The organism is Ancylobacter tetraedralis (assembly GCF_014195655.1).
Classification (GTDB): Bacteria; Pseudomonadota; Alphaproteobacteria; order Rhizobiales; family Xanthobacteraceae; genus Ancylobacter; species Ancylobacter tetraedralis.
The window spans coordinates 334,646-350,666 of sequence record NZ_JACICD010000002.1; the positions used below are offsets into that span (position 1 = coordinate 334,646).

15 protein-coding genes and 1 pseudogene are annotated in these 16,021 nt (G+C 66.6%); 9 read left to right on the forward strand and 7 right to left on the reverse strand.

Annotation, left to right across the window (positions count from 1 at the left end; translation table 11 throughout):
• Nucleotides 1-193 precede the first annotated feature (193 nt).
• The 7 genes and pseudogenes from xseA (at nucleotide 194) to FHS55_RS06885 (ending at nucleotide 9,231) form a co-directional block, all read left to right on the forward strand.
• Nucleotides 194-1,759, forward strand: coding sequence for an exodeoxyribonuclease VII large subunit (gene xseA / locus FHS55_RS06855; RefSeq protein WP_183188951.1), 1,566 nt, complete (start codon nucleotides 194-196; stop codon nucleotides 1,757-1,759).
• A gap of 248 nt (nucleotides 1,760-2,007) precedes the next feature.
• Nucleotides 2,008-2,835 (forward strand): glycosyltransferase 87 family protein, encoded by an 828-nt coding sequence (locus FHS55_RS06860; protein WP_183188952.1) that lies wholly within the window; start codon nucleotides 2,008-2,010, stop codon nucleotides 2,833-2,835.
• On the forward strand, nucleotides 2,790-4,076 hold the full coding sequence (locus FHS55_RS06865) for a hypothetical protein (RefSeq protein ID WP_183188953.1): 1,287 nt from the start codon (nucleotides 2,790-2,792) through the stop codon (nucleotides 4,074-4,076). The genes FHS55_RS06860 and FHS55_RS06865 overlap by 46 nt, the downstream gene beginning before the upstream one ends.
• Before the next feature lie 147 nt (nucleotides 4,077-4,223).
• Entirely contained in the window at nucleotides 4,224-6,344 is a 2,121-nt protein-coding gene (locus FHS55_RS06870) for a hypothetical protein (RefSeq protein ID WP_183188954.1), read from the forward strand.
• A 144-nt stretch (nucleotides 6,345-6,488) separates the two neighbouring features.
• The gene (gene rffA / locus FHS55_RS06875; protein ID WP_183188955.1) at nucleotides 6,489-7,622 is read left to right on the forward strand and encodes a dTDP-4-amino-4,6-dideoxygalactose transaminase; all 1,134 of its coding nucleotides are present in this window, start codon (nucleotides 6,489-6,491) and stop codon (nucleotides 7,620-7,622) included.
• 61 nt (nucleotides 7,623-7,683) lie between these two features.
• On the forward strand, nucleotides 7,684-8,403 hold the full coding sequence (locus FHS55_RS06880; RefSeq protein WP_183188956.1) for a WbqC family protein: 720 nt from the start codon (nucleotides 7,684-7,686) through the stop codon (nucleotides 8,401-8,403).
• A gap of 69 nt (nucleotides 8,404-8,472) precedes the next feature.
• A pseudogene (locus FHS55_RS06885) lies at nucleotides 8,473-9,231 on the forward strand (IS5 family transposase).
• Between the two features lie 110 nt (nucleotides 9,232-9,341).
• Here FHS55_RS06885 and FHS55_RS06890 read toward each other — a convergent pair.
• Together FHS55_RS06890 and FHS55_RS06895 are read right to left on the reverse strand one after the other, a co-directional pair.
• Nucleotides 9,342-10,022, reverse strand: coding sequence for a class I SAM-dependent methyltransferase (locus tag FHS55_RS06890; RefSeq protein WP_183188957.1), 681 nt, complete (start codon nucleotides 10,020-10,022; stop codon nucleotides 9,342-9,344).
• Between the two features lie 49 nt (nucleotides 10,023-10,071).
• Nucleotides 10,072-11,070, reverse strand: a complete 999-nt coding sequence (locus FHS55_RS06895; protein WP_246339908.1) for a glycosyltransferase family 2 protein — start codon at nucleotides 11,068-11,070, stop codon at nucleotides 10,072-10,074.
• Nucleotides 11,071-11,239: 169 nt separating this feature from the next.
• On the opposite strand from FHS55_RS06895, the gene FHS55_RS06900 reads away from it, so the two are divergent.
• Nucleotides 11,240-11,668, forward strand: a complete 429-nt coding sequence (locus FHS55_RS06900; protein WP_183188959.1) for an EamA family transporter — start codon at nucleotides 11,240-11,242, stop codon at nucleotides 11,666-11,668.
• Nucleotides 11,669-11,689: 21 nt separating this feature from the next.
• Here FHS55_RS06900 and FHS55_RS06905 read toward each other — a convergent pair whose 3' ends face one another.
• Nucleotides 11,690-11,836 carry a hypothetical protein gene (locus tag FHS55_RS06905; RefSeq protein WP_183188960.1) on the reverse strand — a complete coding sequence of 49 codons (147 nt, stop codon included), beginning with the start codon at nucleotides 11,834-11,836 and terminating at the stop codon, nucleotides 11,690-11,692.
• Between the two features lie 612 nt (nucleotides 11,837-12,448).
• Between FHS55_RS06905 and FHS55_RS06910 the strand changes: the two genes are divergently transcribed.
• Nucleotides 12,449-12,673: a DUF2093 domain-containing protein gene (locus FHS55_RS06910; RefSeq protein WP_183188961.1), complete on the forward strand. Its 225-nt coding sequence runs from the start codon at nucleotides 12,449-12,451 to the stop codon at nucleotides 12,671-12,673.
• A 33-nt stretch (nucleotides 12,674-12,706) separates the two neighbouring features.
• Here FHS55_RS06910 and lpxK read toward each other — a convergent pair whose 3' ends face one another.
• Genes lpxK through FHS55_RS06930 form a run of 4 tightly spaced genes read right to left on the reverse strand, consistent with a single transcriptional unit; the run spans nucleotide 12,707 to nucleotide 15,973 of the window.
• On the reverse strand, nucleotides 12,707-13,711 hold the full coding sequence (gene lpxK / locus FHS55_RS06915) for a tetraacyldisaccharide 4'-kinase (protein WP_183188962.1): 1,005 nt from the start codon (nucleotides 13,709-13,711) through the stop codon (nucleotides 12,707-12,709).
• 5 nt (nucleotides 13,712-13,716) lie between these two features.
• Nucleotides 13,717-15,012: a 3-deoxy-D-manno-octulosonic acid transferase gene (locus FHS55_RS06920; RefSeq protein WP_183188963.1), complete on the reverse strand. Its 1,296-nt coding sequence runs from the start codon at nucleotides 15,010-15,012 to the stop codon at nucleotides 13,717-13,719.
• Complete coding sequence (locus tag FHS55_RS06925) at nucleotides 15,005-15,718, reverse strand: lysophospholipid acyltransferase family protein (RefSeq protein WP_183188964.1); 714 nt, start codon at nucleotides 15,716-15,718, stop codon at nucleotides 15,005-15,007. Before FHS55_RS06925 ends, FHS55_RS06920 begins: the two co-directional genes overlap by 8 nt.
• Before the next feature lie 18 nt (nucleotides 15,719-15,736).
• The gene (locus tag FHS55_RS06930) at nucleotides 15,737-15,973 is read right to left on the reverse strand and encodes a DUF4170 domain-containing protein (protein ID WP_183188965.1); all 237 of its coding nucleotides are present in this window, start codon (nucleotides 15,971-15,973) and stop codon (nucleotides 15,737-15,739) included.
• Nucleotides 15,974-16,021 lie beyond the last annotated feature (48 nt).

A 16,021-nucleotide genomic window follows, 5' to 3' on the forward strand; every position in this document is an offset into this window, starting at 1 on the left:
CGGGCAAGGGCGGGGATCAAGGTGGGGCGCCTGTTCCGGCCGCGGCGTCCCGCGCGACGTCATCCCGGACGGCCGCAGGCCGATCCGGGATCGCGGGCAGAATGGAGAGCGATCCGCGCTCTCGCTTTGCTCGGCCGGGATGACGGGGGCCCTGCCGGTTCCCGCCTTCCGCAAAAGCGATTATCACTCCCCCATGCCCGACACGCTCTCCGAATCGCCCGCCTCCAACGCCCCCGACTGGACCGTCTCGGAACTCTCCGGCGCGCTCAAGCGCACGGTGGAGGAATCCTTCGGCCATGTGCGGGTGCGCGGGGAGATTTCCGGCTATCGCGGCCCGCATTCCTCCGGCCACGCCTATTTCAGCCTGAAGGACGCCAGTGCCCGGCTCGACGCCGTGGTGTGGAAGGGCACGTTCAACCGGCTCCGGCTGAAGCCCGAGGAAGGGCTGGAAGTGGTCGCCATCGGCCGCATCACCACCTTTCCCGGCAAGTCCTCCTACCAGATCGTCATCGAGCAGCTGGAATTCGCCGGCGCCGGCGCCATCATGGCGATGCTGGAGGAGAGGAAGCGCCGTCTTGCCGCCGAAGGTCTGTTCGATGGCGCGCGTAAGCGCCGCCCGCCCTTCCTGCCGCGCGTCATCGGCGTCGTCACCTCGCCGACCGGGGCGGTGATCCGCGACATTCTGCACCGCCTGTCGGACCGCTTCCCCCGCCATGTGCTGGTGTGGCCGGTGCGGGTGCAGGGCGACACCAGCGGTGCCGAGGTGGCCGCCGCCATTCGCGGCTTCAATGCCATTGCGCCCGGCGGGCCGATCCCGCGCCCGGATGTGCTGATCGTGGCGCGCGGCGGCGGTTCGCTGGAGGATCTGCTTGGCTTTTCCGAGGAGATCGTGGTGCGGGCGGCGGCCGAGAGCGCCATTCCGCTGATCGCCGCGGTCGGGCATGAGACCGACGTGACGCTGATCGACTTCGCCGCCGATCTGCGCGCCCCCACCCCCACCGCCGCCGCCGAGATGGCGGTGCCGGTGCGCGGCGAGCTGCTCGCCGAGATCGGCAGCCTGCAGGCCCGGCTGGGCGGGGCGCTCGCGCGGGCCACCGAGCGGCGCCGGGCCGAGCTGCGCGCGCTGGGGCGGCTGCTGCCGAGCGCGGATACGCTGCTCGCGGTGCCGCGCCAGCGCCTCGATGTCGCCGGCCAGCGCCTGCCGCGCGCGCTCAAGGCCAATGCGGGCGCGCATCGTCTGCGCCTCACCCGGCTTGAGGGGCGGCTCGGCCCCGAGCGGCTCGGCGCTGTCATCGAGAGGCGGCGCGAGCGGTTCGGCCTGTTCGCCAGCCGGCTTTCCAGCGCGCTGCGCGCCAATGCGAACGCGCATCGCGAGCGTAATGCGCGCTCGCGCGAGCGGCTGGAGGGCGCGCATGCCCGCCTGCGGCCGAGCTTCAACCGGGCGGGGGCGGAGCGCCGCCGCCAGTTGAAGGCGCTGGAACAGCTGATGCAGGCGCTGTCCTACAAGGGCGTGCTCGCGCGGGGCTATGCGCTGGTGCGCGACGCCAGCGGCGAGCCGATCCACGCCGCCCGCCAGATCGCCGCCGGGCAGGCGCTGGAGATCGAATTCCACGACGGTCGCGTCACCGCCGTTGCCGGGGAGGGGGCGCCACCCCCGGGCGCGCCGCCCTCCAGGCGCGGGCGAAGGAGCGGTGCCAAGGGGGCCGGCCAGGCCGGGACCGGGCAGCAGGAGACCCAGCCCAGCCTGTTCGAGACCTAAGTGTCGAAGCTATGAGGGTTTTTTAATCGGGAGTGAGCTGAGAGGGGGGAGGCTTCAACACTTGTCATTGAGCCGCATGCCGGCCGGGGCAAGCGCCATTGAGACGCGGCTCTGCAATGCGATATCGGCTGCCGCCGTCCTCACGTTTTATTTATCTTACGCCGACTGAACGAGGTAATTGCTTAGATAAGAAGAATTATTTTCTGTCATGGGTCGTATATTGAATTTCCCTCATTGTCGGGCTGTCGATGTTTTGCGTCAACCGCGGTGCGGACGTCTCCTTCGATAAGTTGAATTATCATTACTACGATGCATTCGCCTTTCTTAAGGGCCGCATTGAACTGTACGGCGTTCCGGCCTCGCTCAGGCGCAGCTATTACAATCCCATCGTCTATGTGACGTTTTATTTTTTGCTGACGATCACCGGACCGCTCGTCACAAACATGGATCTGACGATAATACAGTCGTTAAACTATATCATCGTCGGCTTGACGACATTCTTTCTGGTCCGTCGGGAAAGCGCTTGGTACCGCTGGGGGTGCATCGTCATCGCGACGATCATCGCCCTCGCCAGCCCGATCGCGCTCTCCGAAATCGGAACGTCGTTCGCGGACATCGTGTCGAGTATTCCCGTGATTGCCGCGGTCGCCATCGTGCTTTCCTCGGCGAATGTCACCCGTCCGATGCTGCTGTTGAGTGGCCTGCTCATTGGCGCGGCCACCGGGCTCAAGCGCACCAACGCCACCTTCGCCATCGCTTTCGGCGCAGTCTGCCTGCTCTGCGCGCCGGGGATCGGCGCCCGCATCCGGGCGGCCTGCACCGCCGGCATCGGCCTTGTGGTCGGCCTCATCGCCGTCGGCGGCGCGTGGGGCTTCACTTTGTGGACGCGCTTCGGGAACCCCATCTTCCCGTTCTATAATTCCATCTTCAGGTCGCCCGATTATCCACCCTCCTCCTCCGCGGATCGCCGATATCTGCCGGAGGGGGTGCTGGACGGCATCGCCTATCCGTTCCGCGGGCGGTCGAAATCGTGCCGCAGCCGGAAGCTACCTTCCGCGACATCCGCTTTGCCGTGATCCTCGTGCTGCTGGTCGGCATCGCGGTCATATCGATGGACAGGCGGCGATCCGCCCCGCCCCGCCGCAGCCGGGCTGGGCCGGCCCCGGCATCAGGCTGGCGGTGTTCTGGTCGGTTTCCTTACATCGTGTGGCTGAGCGTTTTCGCCATCCAGCGCTACATCGTGACGCTGGAACTGTTGTGCGGCCCGCTCGCCGTGCTGGTGGCCGCTGGATATTTCGGGAACGGTACCGGCTCGTTCGGCTCGCTGCCTGCGGTACTTTGGCGATCTCCGCTGCTTTCACGGTCACCGTTCCCAACTGGGCGCATACGGACTTCACCGCGACGCCTTGCGGAACCGAGATCCCGCCCGAAATCCAAGGGAACGGGCTGTATATCACCATGGGCGAGCCTGACCATGGGCGAGCCTGTTTCATATCTCCTTCCCGCGCTGTCGCCAGAGGCCCGCTTCTTCGGCGTCTGGGAATATGAGGAGACGCTGGCGAGTTCGAACACGCTGACGACCCGCCGGCTGCAGCAGGCCCTCACCGAGGCCGGCGCACGGAAGATTTTCGTGATCAGCCGTTATCCGATGTCGATGGGCACGCGATATCGCGTCGGCAGCTTCGGTCTGCAGCCCACCGGGCGCTGCACGGTCATTCCCGGTTTTGCGTATGACAGCCGCACCAACCTCGCCTGCGAACTGGTCCAGGTCACTGACACGCGTCCGACCGCAACCGAGCTGGCGCCGGACAGGGACGTCGATTTTCGCGCCATCGCCGACAACTTCACGATACTTGCCTCCGCGACCAACGCCGATTGGCGCAGCCCCGGCCCGATCGCCGTGGTGCAGCAGGGCAATGAGCCCGGCTGCCGCTTCCGCCGCACGTCGCGGGGGAAGGGCAGCAAGGCACTGCGTCTGGAGCTGACCTGCAGGCTGGCCGACGGCTCTGCCGCGGATCGCGACGTTATACCCTTGATCAACGGCTTCCCGCCTACCGACAGCCGCGCTGTGGTCGGCAGCGACGGCCAGACCCGGACATTGACGGCCTGCATCGCCGAGGAGCGGCTCGACGGATCCAATGAAGGGGCCGACATCATTCATCTTGGCCTGCATGGAACGGATGCCTTGCCGGGATGGGCCGACATCGGTCCGGTGCGGCTTCGCATCGAAACGCTGCGCTGGAACTCGGATGACAAGCTGTGCGATGGTGGCGCGGTCGGTCCGGCGGAAGGCGCTATGGGCGAGGCGGTCGACTAGCCGCAAGAGCGGCGGCCGGCCGACGCGGTCCGGGGCATTGTTTCGGGGCGAATCGCGGGCGCGCGGCCTAGGCCGGCGCCGAGAGGCCGCTTGAAGTCACCGTCTCTGTGCGAGATAAAAACGCCTCGAGCGAACGAGAAAATGGCCATGGAGTCCGAAGTCACGGAGGTGCGCGTGCATCACGCCGCGACCCTTTCGCCGGCGCGCGCGGCGGCGCATGCGCGGGTGAGGGACTTCTCGCCAATCGGCGTCCTCGGGGGAGCGGCGATCACGACATGCTTCGTCGTCGGTGTGCTGGTGATCGCCGGTGCGGCGCCAACCTTCGGCTCCTCCATGCTTATGATGTTGGCAGCCGTCGTCATGTTCCTTGCCGGGGACATCATCATCTCCTGGGCATCACCAGCCTACTGGCCCGGCAGGCTGCCGTTCACCTTCGTCTGCGGTGTGGTGGCCACGGTCCTGGCACAGCTGTTCGGCGTCTTCGTCTGCCGGGTGGGGGCGGACATCGCGTTCGCCGCCTGGAGCCTGCCCGTGCTTGCGGTGGGCATCTTCCGTGCGCTTCGGCAGTCAAACGCGCAATGGAGTCGCCAGGACCTTGTCGACCTCGTCGTTATGGCGGGCATCGCCGTCATGGTCGCCTTCGCTTTCCGCAACAATGTGGCGGTCATTCCGACGCTGGAATTGCGCGGCGCATTGCTCGATTCGGACGGGGTGATCCACGCCGGGCAGCTCGCCCAGTTCGCCGATCCGCTCGCCCTGCATCGCTGGCCGATGCTGTTCTCCGACACCGGCCTGCCGCTATATCATTATGGCTTCTACATGCCCGCGGCCGCGATGATGCGGCTTTTCGATCTGCCGCCGCTGGTCGCCGAGGCGGCGATCCTGGTGCCGTTCGGGGCGTTCATCGCGGCCTGCGCCGGCTACGCCCTTGCCGCGACGCTCGGCGGGCGGCTCGCGGGGGTCTTGGCGCTGGCACTGCTCTTCGCCCTGCCGGATGGGGGGCATTATGGCGTTAGAAACATCTTCTTCGGTTTTCACAGCGTCATGCTGTACGGTCCGGGAGCGGGTTACGCCATTGCCGCCGCCGCGGCGGCTCTGGTCAGCCTGTCGCGGTGTCGCGCGGAAGGCGTCAGCTTGCGTTGGGCTTTCCTCTGCCTTGTCATGACGGCCGCGATATTCCAGCTGCGCGTCCACGTGCTCCTCCTGTTCCTGCCGTCGATCGTGCTGTCGAGCCTGTGCTACATGCCCGTGGTCCGCCGTAAAGCCAGCTTGCTGGCGGTGGCCGGTACCGCAACCCTCGTCGCCCTCGGTGCCGCCTTCTGGCTCGTGCCCGCGCTCGGCGACGCGCTGGCGCGATTCTCGATCGTCACGAAGTTCCTTACGGTATCGCTGGACGTACTCGGACCTACCTTCTACCCGGGATTCTTCCAGTCGCTGTTGTCGGCGACATCGCCGCGCGTGGCGGTCATCCTGGGGACAGCCATTGTCATCGTCGCGATATTGGGTGTGTTCGTTCTGATTTACCCGGCAGCCTTCATCGCCAATCGTATGATGAACGGCGAGAGCGGTCTCGATTTATTTCCTTTAGTGATGTTGTTTGTCTATGTTTTTATGATTATTTTGTCACCATCCATGCCGTTCGCGGATCCATATACGGAACTGCAGCATCGCCCCATGGTTCTCGTGTATTTTATCTTCGCAGTATTCATCGCCGTCCTGTCGATCCGGCTCCTCCATCTCGGAGCGGCCTATAATGACGATTTCGTCCTAATCTCGCTGGGCACGATGCTCGTCGCCGGGCTGTCGATAGGCCTCAGCCTCGCCACCGGCTATCGGCCCGACATTCCGCCGGCGGCACTGGCGAGCTTCGTCGGCCGTCCGACCAATCCGGACATAGTACCGATGTCGCTGGAACTGCGCCGCCTGTCCCGCCCTGGGCAGACGCTGGCCGTATCCGGGGTCGAGCGGACCGACGGGGTGATCGACAGCTGCGCCGAGATTGCCAGCATCAGCGGCGTCCCGTGCTATCTTTCCCGACCCGCCGCGGAATCGACCGCTGGCGCGGCGGCGGCGGCCGTGGTGCGCGCGCGCCTCGATGAACTCGACCGGCTTGCCGCGAGCCCGATCCTCGCCGACCTGCACCGGACCATGCGCGAGGTCGGCATCGACTGGTATATCTTCCCGGGCCCTCAGGCGCCCCCCTTCGACCCCGACGGATCGAATGCGCGCATGCGCAATTCCGTCGGCTTCCTCTATGCTGTGGAATGACGGGCGGCTCCGGAGCGGATCGGCGCGCCCTGCCGATGCGTCATGCCGCCGATGTGTTATGGAGACATTGCGCGAACCGGCGGCCCGGAGAAATTTTCTCCCCGCCGCCTGTGGGCCGGGCTTGCGCAGGAGGCTTTTTGTCGCATGTCGGTGCCGTTCAATAAGGTCGTTCTTGCCGGTCGGGAATTCGACTACATCAGGCAGTCCATTGACGACAGCATCGCCGGAAACGGCCGCTTCACGCAGCTCTGCCAGGCTTCGCTCGAACAGCGGTTCGCCCCCGCCAGAGTGCTGCTGACGACCTCGTGCACCACTGCGCTCGAAATGTCAGCCCTGCTGACGTCGATCGGGCCCGGCGACGAAGTCATCATGCCGTCCTTCACCTTCACCAGCACCGCCAATGCCTTCGTGCTGCGCGGCGCTGTCCCGGTCTTCGTCGACATCCGGCCGGACACGCAGAACATCGACGAAGCGCTGATCGAGGCGGCGATCACGCCGCGCACCCGCGCCATCTGCGTTGTGCATTATGCCGGCGTCGCGTGCGAGATGGATGCGACCCTTGACATCGCGTCGCGCCATGGGCTGGCGGTCATCGAGGACGCCGCGCAGGCGATCGGCTCGACCTATCGCGGCAAGGCGCTGGGCACCTTCGGCAACCTGGCGGCGCTGAGCTTCCACGAGACGAAGAACATCGTCGCCGGCGAGGGCGGGGCGCTCATCATCAACGACCTCGCGCTCGCCGAGCGGGCCGAGATCATCTGGGAGAAGGGTACCAACCGGGTCGCGTTCAAGCGTGGCATGGTGGACAAGTATACGTGGGTGGATATCGGCTCCTCGTTCCTGCCGAGCGATATCACCGCAGCCTTCCTGTATTCGCAGCTCGAATCGATGGACGCGATCATCGCCGACCGCCGGCGGATATGGGACCGCTACCAGGCGGGCCTCGCCCGGCTCGAGGCGAGCGGCCAGCTGCAGCGCCCGGTGATCCCGCCGCACTGCGAGGGCAACGGGCACATCTACTACATCCTGCTGGAGAATCTGGACGCCCGGCGGCACTGGGCCAAAGAGTTGGCCGCCGCCGGCGTCGACGCCTTCATGCACTACGTGCCGCTCCACAGCTCGCCCGCGGGACGACGGCTGGGCCGGACCGCCGGCCCGATGCCGGTCACCGACGCCACCTCCGACCGCCTATTGCGGCTGCCGCTGTTTCCCGGCCTGACCGACGCGCAGGTCGATCATGTGGTAGATGCGCTGGATACCATCGCCCGGCGCACCTAGATCGCGTAGAGGGCATCCGGAGGGCCACGTCCTTTGCGCCGTCCGCCCGTGGAAAATCGCCATGCCCAAGAAGATCGCCATCGTGCAGTCGAACTATATTCCGTGGCGGGGTTATTTCGACATGATCCGCCAGTGCGACGAATTCGTGCTGTACGACAATGTCCAGTACACGGTGCGGGACTGGCGGAATCGCAACAGGATCAAGACGCCGTCCGGGCTGACATGGCTTACCATCCCGGTCGAGAACAGCCATTTCCAGACCAGCGGGCAGCGGATCGACGAGACGCGGACGGTCGACGGCCGCTGGGCGCGCAAGCACCTCGCCACGCTGCAACACGCCTATGGCAAGGCGCCGTATTTCCGTTCGGTAATGGATTGGCTGCGGCCGCTCTACCAAGAGCTGGAGGACGAGCCGATGCTCTCGCGCATCAATGAGCGCCTGCTTCGGGCCCTCGCGCGCGAACTCGGAATTCTCACGCGCTTCACCCGGTCGACGGATTATCTGTGCCACGAGCCAATGTTGGCGCTGGAGAAGACCGAGCGCCTGCTTGCTTTATGCCAGGCGGCGACAGCAACGCATTATCTCTCCGGCCCCGCCGCTCGGGACTATCTCGACGAGGCGGTGATGAATGCCGGCGGCGTCACGGTCGAGTGGATGGATTATTCGCGTTATCCGGACTACCCGCAGCTCTCTCCGCCTTTCGAGCCGGGCGTCTCGATCCTCGACCTGCTGTTCTGTGTCGGCGGCGAGGCGCGCGCCTTTGTCGGGCGCCCCGCCTAGGTTGTGGCCCTATAAGTTGGCGCATCTAAGCGTACCGTGATCCAAGCTCTCGAACTGGGAGCCCAAGAGATGCGCCGTCACGAACTGGCCGAGACGAGGAATGGGCGATCATCGCGCCGCTTCTGCCGAACAAGGTGCGCGGTGTTGTACGGGTGGTTGACCGCCGGATGATCAACGGCATCCTCTGGCGCTTCCGCACCGGTGCGCCGTGGCGGGGTGTGCCGGAACGCTATGGTCCCGCACAACCCTCTACAACCGCTTCGTGCGCTGGCGGGGCGCCGGGGTCTGGGACCGGCTGTCGGAAGCGGTCTCGGCCGCCTATGACAGCGACATCGTGATGATCGACAGCTCCTGCGTTCGGGTGCACCAGCACGGCGCCGCGATCAAAAAGGGGGCGACGACGATCGTTGCATGGGGCGCTGCCGGGGCGGCCTGACCACCAAGATCCATGCCCTGGTCGATGCTGAAGGCAGGCCCATCCATCTCGCCCTGACCGCCGGACAGGCGGGTGATGCACCTACGGGGCGGGAACGGCTGGCCCACCTCGCCCCGGGCGGCATCCTTCTCGCCGACAAGGCCTACGACACCGACGCCATCCGCGCCGAGACGGCGGAACGCGACGCCTTCGCCAAAGCGCCGCCTCGCACGATCCGCAAGCGGACCTTTGCCTTCACGTCATGTCTCTATCGCCAAAGGAACCAAATCGAGCGGTTCTTCAACCGCATCAAGCAGAGGCGGGGCCTCGCCGCCCGCTACGATCGCCACCCGGAAGACTTCCTTGCAGCCCTCAAGCTCGCCGCGACGCGCATCTGGAGCAAGACGCCGTGAGTCCGCTCCCTGGACCCTTCCAGCGTTCACGGAAACGCTGGAAGGGTCCACACCTTTGTCACATCGCGTTTTCTTCACGCGAGTCGGTACCCACTTCGCTCGAAACGCACCTAGAGCGGCGAGGCGTAGAAGGGCAGCCCAGGCTGTGTCGCCGAATCGAGCCGGACCTTCATCAGGAACTCGAACGGCATATAGGTGTGGTCGATCAGCACCCGGCGGCTGTGGCGCAGGCCGATGCGCAGCGCGTCCGCCGGCTCGGTGAAAAACAGATCGTCGCGGCGGCGGTCCGATGTCGCGCTCAGGAAGTCGACGATGACCGTTGTGGAAGCGAGGAAGGCCGCGCGGCTCACCAACTCCTCGATGAAGCCCATGGTCCCCGCCACGCGCTGGTAGTTGCAGAGCCCGAGAGAGACGCAGGCGTCATGGCCCTTCTCCGGCAGATCGACGCTCATGACGTCTGCGACGTGGAAATTCGCGCGCCCGTCATCGCGGAAACGGCGATTGGCCGCCTCGACGAACTGTGCGGTGAAGTCGATGCCGGTATAGCGGCCTTGCCAGCCCAGCGCCCGGAAATGGGCTAGCAAGTCGCCGAAGCCGCATCCCAGGTCGACGATCGAATCGGGCAGGCGCCCGCCGAATGCCGCGGCGACAGCGGCGAAGCGCACCGGCTGCGAGGCGGGGCGCCCGTCGAGCGCCTCGCTGCGGTCGCCATGCTCGATATGCAGCCGCTCATAGAGCTCGCGGATCTGATCGTTGCTCATCGGCCCGTCGATGCGGTCGAAGCCGGTCATAGGCAGCCTCCTCTTCTGTGTGGCCAACGCTGCGGGCGCTTGCAGAAGGCTATGGCCCGTCCGGCGATTTCAGACGCGGCACGCTCACGGTGCCGGGCGTTGCCGTGCCGCTGTGCCAGATTTCCTGGATGATCGCGTTGGGTCGCCTTTTGACCTCGACGAAGATGTAGCCGAGATAGGCCGCGCAGAAGCCGACACAGGTCAGCAGCAGGCCGTTGAAGAACGAGAACAGCAACGCGAGCGACGTCCAGCCTTCCACCTGTCGACCAGCGGTCACATAGTTGATCAAGACGTAGAAAGCGTAAAGCGCGGCGACGAAGGCAGTGCCGATGCCGGTGGCGGTGATAAGCAGCGGCAGCTTCGAGCTGAACACCAGCAGGTATCGTATGAACACGCCGGCCCGCTTCAAACCGCTATAGGTCGTGTAGCCCTTATAGTGTTTGTCGACCAGCAGTGGCACCTGCGTGAAGCCTGTCAGCGAAAAGACGCCGAACAGGGCCAGCGTGCGCTCCTCGTGCAGGAGCAGGGCATCGACATAGCGGCGTGTCATCAGCCGCACCGTCAGCACGTCGGCTGGCATCTCGACATCGGACAGCGCGCCGAACAGGCGATAGAAGGCGGTGGCGAAGAAGGTGTGCTGGATCGTGCCGTTGCGCGTCTTCTGCACGCCATAGACGACGTCGGGCGCGGGCGCCCCCCGTCCCATCACCTCCAGCATTTCAATCAGCGTCGCCGGCGGTTCCTCCAGATCCGAATCGATCAGGAAGACGAAATCGCCACGTGCCAGCTTGAGGCCCTGAACCATCGCCGGCTCATGGCCGAAATTGCGCGACAGCTTGGCGAGGGTGATACCCGGGTGCTCGGCGATGTACTGCAGGCAGATCTCGACCGTGCGATCGGCGCTGCCGTCGTCGACGATGACGATTTCAGACAGGCAGTCGATCTGGTCGAGGACATCGCGCATCGCCTTCAGGAAGCGGACGATGTGGCGTTCCGAATTGTACGCCGTCGCCACAACCGATATCGTGGGCGTGTGATTTTCCCTCATGGAGATCGGATAGAGACTCCATCAGGGATTGACAAGGGGAGCCGATCCGTCCGTGAACACCGGGGAAAGGCGCGCATGTGGTCGCTGACGCGCCGCCGGTGCGCCCTCTCCCGGCATCAGGCGGGGATACCGCCGCCCGATCGGCGGCCGCATCGTGGCGAGGGCGGGAATGAGCATGTCGGGATACATCTATCTGGCGGCGAACGTGATGCTGTCGCTGCTGGGTGCGCTGGCGATGAAGTGGCGTGCCGAATCGCATTCGCCCACCGCCGAGCATACCGGGCGCATCGCCTATCTCGTCGCGATGATGCTCGATCCCTGGGTCATCCTGTCACTCGCTCTGGCCGCGCTGGCCATGCTCGCCTGGATGAGTGCGCTCGAACGGGTTGAACTGTCGCGGGCCTTCGCCTTCACCGCGCTGATCTATGTCCTTGTGCCGGTCTGTTCCTGGCTGATCTTCCGCGAGCGGATCACCGCGCTGCAGATGCTCGGCGTCGTCATCATCGCGGTCGGCGTCGTTGTCGCCGAGGTCGGGCGGGCGCGGGAAGGCACGACCGTGCAGCAGCCCCCGCAGGATAGCACCACCGCCCCGTCCTGATCGCCTCGTGGCGGCGGCGCGTCACTCCATGACGACGGCGCGGTCGGCCGGCGTCGGGGTGCGGGGCGCGCGCAGCAGCAGCAGCCGCGGCATGGCGACCCGCGTCACGATCATCACGAACTTGAAGTCGTCGAGATAGGCGATGATGGTCGCCTGCAGGGTGACCATCTGGTCTAGCGCGGCCCGCTCGCCGCCAGCGGGTTGAGGTGCCGGTGGATGGCGGGGCGTTGTCGCTCATTCTCGAAGCCGGGGGCCCTTGTCTCCCATCCCATCGTCGGCCGCGAGTCGGGCGACAGGACCGGAGTGTATCTCAGCTGCAAGAGCTTCTGGCGGACAGGCATGGCCTTGACGCCATGAGCCGTGCGCACCGCCAGATTCTGCGCCAATTACGATTGCTCAGCCGAATGACTGACGCGCCAGGGTCGATCCTCAATATGTCGGGCGCGGGTCGACGGCGCCGGTTCAAGGTTCCGAGAAGGAGCCTTGGAGATGGCAAAACGGTTGAACATCTCCGGCTTTTCAGCGCTGATTTGTTTGATAGCCTCAATTGGATCTTAAAGCGAAGGGTCTTGAGCTGCTTGGAGTCGTTGCCCGAAGCGCCGTTCGTGTTCCGCGATTGAAGCTTGCGATCGGTGTAACTCCGCTCGAACGGCGTGCGCGGTCGTGGCGCCACCTTCTCCCGCTTGCCTCGCCTCCGCCGAAAGAGGCGCGGCCCGCCCTTGCCGGAACGGGTCCCCGCTCATTATGTTGAGGCGTCAACCAACAAGGAGTAGCGGCATCATGAACCGCTTCGAGCGTTTCTCCGCCTCCGGCGAAGCCGAGGTGCGTTATCTCGACGGCGACTTCCGGGTCGTGCGTCCCGGCACCTTCGTGCGCTGCGCGGTGACCGGCCAGCCGATCCCGCTCGACGAACTGCGCTACTGGAGCGTCGATCTGCAGGAAGCCTATGCGACCCCGCAGGCCGTGCTCGCCCGGATGCACCCCAGCCGCGTGCGTCCGGCCTGACGGCTGCGCTGAACGCCCGCGCGTCGGGCCGGTTCAGCCGAGGATACCGGACAGCATGTGATCGAGCGCCTTGACGCTCTGTGGTTCGAGCGCGAGGCGCACCGGCAGCACTTCCGAGGCGTCCAGCAGCTTCTCCCCCACCTCCGTGCCGGCGAGACGGACCGCGTCCTTCTCGGTCGTCACCAGCGTGAGGTCGTGGGACCTGGCCTCGGCCAGCAGGCCGGCCACCTCGGCCATCGTGTAGACATGGTGGTCGGGAAAGGGGCGGGTGAGGATAGGCAGCACGCCGAGCGCGCGCAGCGTCTCGAAGAACTTGGCCGGCCGGCCGATACCCGCATAGGCCAGAACGCGCCGGCCGAACAGCCGGGCCACCGCCTGGGCATCCGGGGCGAGCCGCCCGCGCAGCACCACAACGCCCGCGCCATAGCCATCGCGCGCCACACGCTCGCCGGGCGGGCCCTCACCGACCACGAGCAGCGCCTGCGCGTGCTCCAGCTGGGGGCCGAGCGGGGCGCGCAACGGGCCGGCGGGCACGCACAGGCCATTGCCCACGCCGACCCCGGCATCGACCACGAGAATGGACAGCGCCTTGGCCAGCGCCGGGTTCTGGAACCCGTCATCCATCACGAGCACATCGGCGCCGTCCTGCGCGGCGAACAGGGCGCCGGCGAGGCGGTCGCGCGCCACATAGGTCGGCGCGACGCGCGCGATCAGCAGCGGCTCGTCGCCGACATCGCTCGCCTGGTGCAGCAGCGGATCCACCTGCACCGGGCCACGCTCGCGCCCGCCATAGCCCCGCGTGAGCACGCAGGGGCGGTGCTTGGCGGCGATCAGGCGGCGGGCGAGATGGATCACGGTCGGCGTCTTGCCGGCGCCGCCCACGGTCGGGTTGCCGATGCAGATGACGGGAATGCCGACTTCCGAGCCCGGCGCCTTCAGGCGCGCCAGGGTCACCGCGCCCAGCGCGGCGCCGAGCGGCGCCAGCAGCCGGGCCGCGGTGCTCGGCTCGCGTCGCCACCAGAAATCGGGCGCGTGCATGTTCCTCAGCGCCTCTCCAGTCGTATCTGCACCAGATAGGGATCGATGGCGGCGAGGGACCGGTCCAGGGCGCCGCCGAAGCTCTCGATGGTCGCCTGCGCGGCCTCCACCATGTGCTGACGCGCCGCGCCATCCGTCAACAGCGTGAAGCTCGCGGCGGCGAGCGATGGCGCGTCGATCACCGTGGCGGCGCCCTCGTCGGCGTCCAGCGCGCGGTAAAGATCGTCGAAATTGGTGGTGTGCGGCCCGTGCAGGATGGCGAGGTCGAGCTTGATCGGCTCGATCGGGTTCTGCCCACCCTTGCGCGCCAGCGAGCCGCCGAGCAGCGCTACCCGGCCCAGCCGGTAGAACAGGCCGAGCTCGCCGATCGTGTCGGCGATGTAGATGGCGGTTCCCCGGTCCGGCAGGTAGCCGTCGCTGCGCAGCACGGCCGGACAGCCCGCCTCGTTGGCGAGCCGCGCCACCTCGGGCCCGCGCTCGGGATGGCGCGGCGCGATGACGGTGATGAGGCCCGGCACGCGTTCGGCGAGCTGCCGATGCGCCTCGATGACGATTTCCTCCTCGCCCGGGTGGGTGGAGGCGGCCACCAGCGCGGTGCGCCCGGCCGTGGCATAGCGCAGCCTGTCGAAGGCGATGATGTCGACCGGCGGCGGCGGGGAATCGAATTTCAGGTTGCCGGTGACGATCACGCGGGGGGCGCCCAGCTGCTTCAACCGGGCGCCGTCGTCGGGCGCCTGGGCAAGGCACAGATCCACCCGACCGAGCAGCGCGCCCGCGCTCGACCCGACCCTCTGCCAGCTGGCGAAGGATTTCGGCGACATGCGCGCATTGACCAGCACCAGCGGAATGTGGCGGGCATTCACCTCCAGGATGAGGTTGGGCCACAGCTCGGATTCGACGAGCAGCACCAGGTCCGGCCGCCAGTGCTTGAGGAAGCGGCGCACGAACAGGGGCGAATCCAGCGGCACGAACTGGTGCACCACATCCGGCGGCAGCCGTGTGGTGGCGAGCCGGGCCGAGGTGACGGTGCCGGAGGTGAGCAGCACCTTGAAGCCGCGCCCGCGCAGCCGGTCGATCAGCGGCAGCACCGCCAGCATCTCGCCGACGCTGGCCCCGTGCAGCCAGATGAGCGGTCCCTTCGGTCGCGCCGCGCTGGCCCGTCCGTAGCGCTCGCGCAGGCGCCCCCGCTCCTCCTTGCCGCGCGTCAGCCGGCGCCACAGCAGCAGCCCGATGAACGGCGTCGCCAGCCAGGTCGCGAAACGGTAGAGGCGGATGAGCAGGGTGGTCGGCGCCCTAGCCATGCGTATGGCCACCGGGCGCAGCGGGACGGCCGACCAGTTCCTCGGCGCGGGCCGTGGCGGCTTCGAGCTGGCGCTGCACCTCGCGGCGATGGGTCTCCAGCTCATCGGTGCCCGCATCGAACGGCACGCGCACCCCGTCGCCGGCCACGACGGCGGCGCGGCCGAAGGGCAGGTGGATGGCGGCGCGGTCCCAGCTGCGGGCAAGAATCCGGTTCGAGGTCGCGATCGCCACCGGATAGATCGGCCGGCCGGAATGCTTGGCAAGGGTGACGACGCCAAGGCCGGCAATGCGGGAGATCTTCGGAACGTCGGCGGTCATCGCGACATTGGTGCCCTCGGAGAGGTGCCGCAGCATCTCAACCGTCGCGTTCAGGCCCCCTTTGGTGCGGAAATCGCGGCCCTGCGCGCCCGAGCCGCGCACGGCGCCGATGCCGAGCGCCTCGGCGGCGATGGCGTTCACATCCGCATCGGCACTGCGCGAGATCATCACGCGCGCCTTGTGGTGCGGCTTGATCAGGAACGGGGTGAGGAAATGCTGGCCATGCCAGAAGGTGAGGATCATCGGCACCTGCACGTCGGCGCGCGCGTACAGGTCGAAGGGCTCCATCACCACATCTTGGGTCCGCCAGACGAAACGCAGATAGGAGGCCATGCCGCGCCCGAGCACGGTTCGCACTGCCTGCGAGGAACGCAGCTTACGCCACATATGTCTGATGCCGGTGCGTCAGCTGGCAGGGGTGCTGGATTCCGGGTCCAGCAGCCGATGCAGGTGAACGACGAAATAGCGCATCTGGGCGTTGTCGACGGTCTGCTGCGCCTTCGCCTTCCAGGCGGCGTGGGCGGTCGCATAGTTCGGGAAGATCCCGACCAGGTCGAGCTTGTCGAGATCCTTGAAGGTCACGCCGTCGAGCTTTTCAAGTTCGCCGCCGAAGACAAGGTGAAGGAGCTGGGGGTTCGTCATGGTCTCGATTTGCTGCCGTTGTTTGCGATCCGCGTGGCTCGCCCTGCG

Excerpts from the sequence above, each read along its gene's own strand:
- xseA (WP_183188951.1), top strand. The coding sequence starts at position 194 with ATGCCCGACACGCTCTCCGAATCGCCCGCCTCCAACGCCCCCGACTGG.
- FHS55_RS06860 (WP_183188952.1), top strand. The coding sequence starts at position 2,008 with ATGTTTTGCGTCAACCGCGGTGCGGACGTCTCCTTCGATAAGTTGAAT.
- FHS55_RS06870 (WP_183188954.1), top strand. The coding sequence starts at position 4,224 with ATGGAGTCCGAAGTCACGGAGGTGCGCGTGCATCACGCCGCGACCCTT.
- rffA (WP_183188955.1), top strand. The coding sequence starts at position 6,489 with ATGTCGGTGCCGTTCAATAAGGTCGTTCTTGCCGGTCGGGAATTCGAC.
- FHS55_RS06880 (WP_183188956.1), top strand. The coding sequence starts at position 7,684 with ATGCCCAAGAAGATCGCCATCGTGCAGTCGAACTATATTCCGTGGCGG.
- FHS55_RS06890 (WP_183188957.1), bottom strand. The coding sequence starts at position 10,022 with ATGACCGGCTTCGACCGCATCGACGGGCCGATGAGCAACGATCAGATC.
- FHS55_RS06895 (WP_246339908.1), bottom strand. The coding sequence starts at position 11,070 with ATGAGGGAAAATCACACGCCCACGATATCGGTTGTGGCGACGGCGTAC.
- FHS55_RS06900 (WP_183188959.1), top strand. The coding sequence starts at position 11,240 with ATGAGCATGTCGGGATACATCTATCTGGCGGCGAACGTGATGCTGTCG.
- FHS55_RS06905 (WP_183188960.1), bottom strand. The coding sequence starts at position 11,836 with ATGGTCACCCTGCAGGCGACCATCATCGCCTATCTCGACGACTTCAAG.
- FHS55_RS06910 (WP_183188961.1), top strand. The coding sequence starts at position 12,449 with ATGAACCGCTTCGAGCGTTTCTCCGCCTCCGGCGAAGCCGAGGTGCGT.
- lpxK (WP_183188962.1), bottom strand. The coding sequence starts at position 13,711 with ATGCACGCGCCCGATTTCTGGTGGCGACGCGAGCCGAGCACCGCGGCC.
- FHS55_RS06920 (WP_183188963.1), bottom strand. The coding sequence starts at position 15,012 with ATGGCTAGGGCGCCGACCACCCTGCTCATCCGCCTCTACCGTTTCGCG.
- FHS55_RS06925 (WP_183188964.1), bottom strand. The coding sequence starts at position 15,718 with ATGTGGCGTAAGCTGCGTTCCTCGCAGGCAGTGCGAACCGTGCTCGGG.
- FHS55_RS06930 (WP_183188965.1), bottom strand. The coding sequence starts at position 15,973 with ATGACGAACCCCCAGCTCCTTCACCTTGTCTTCGGCGGCGAACTTGAA.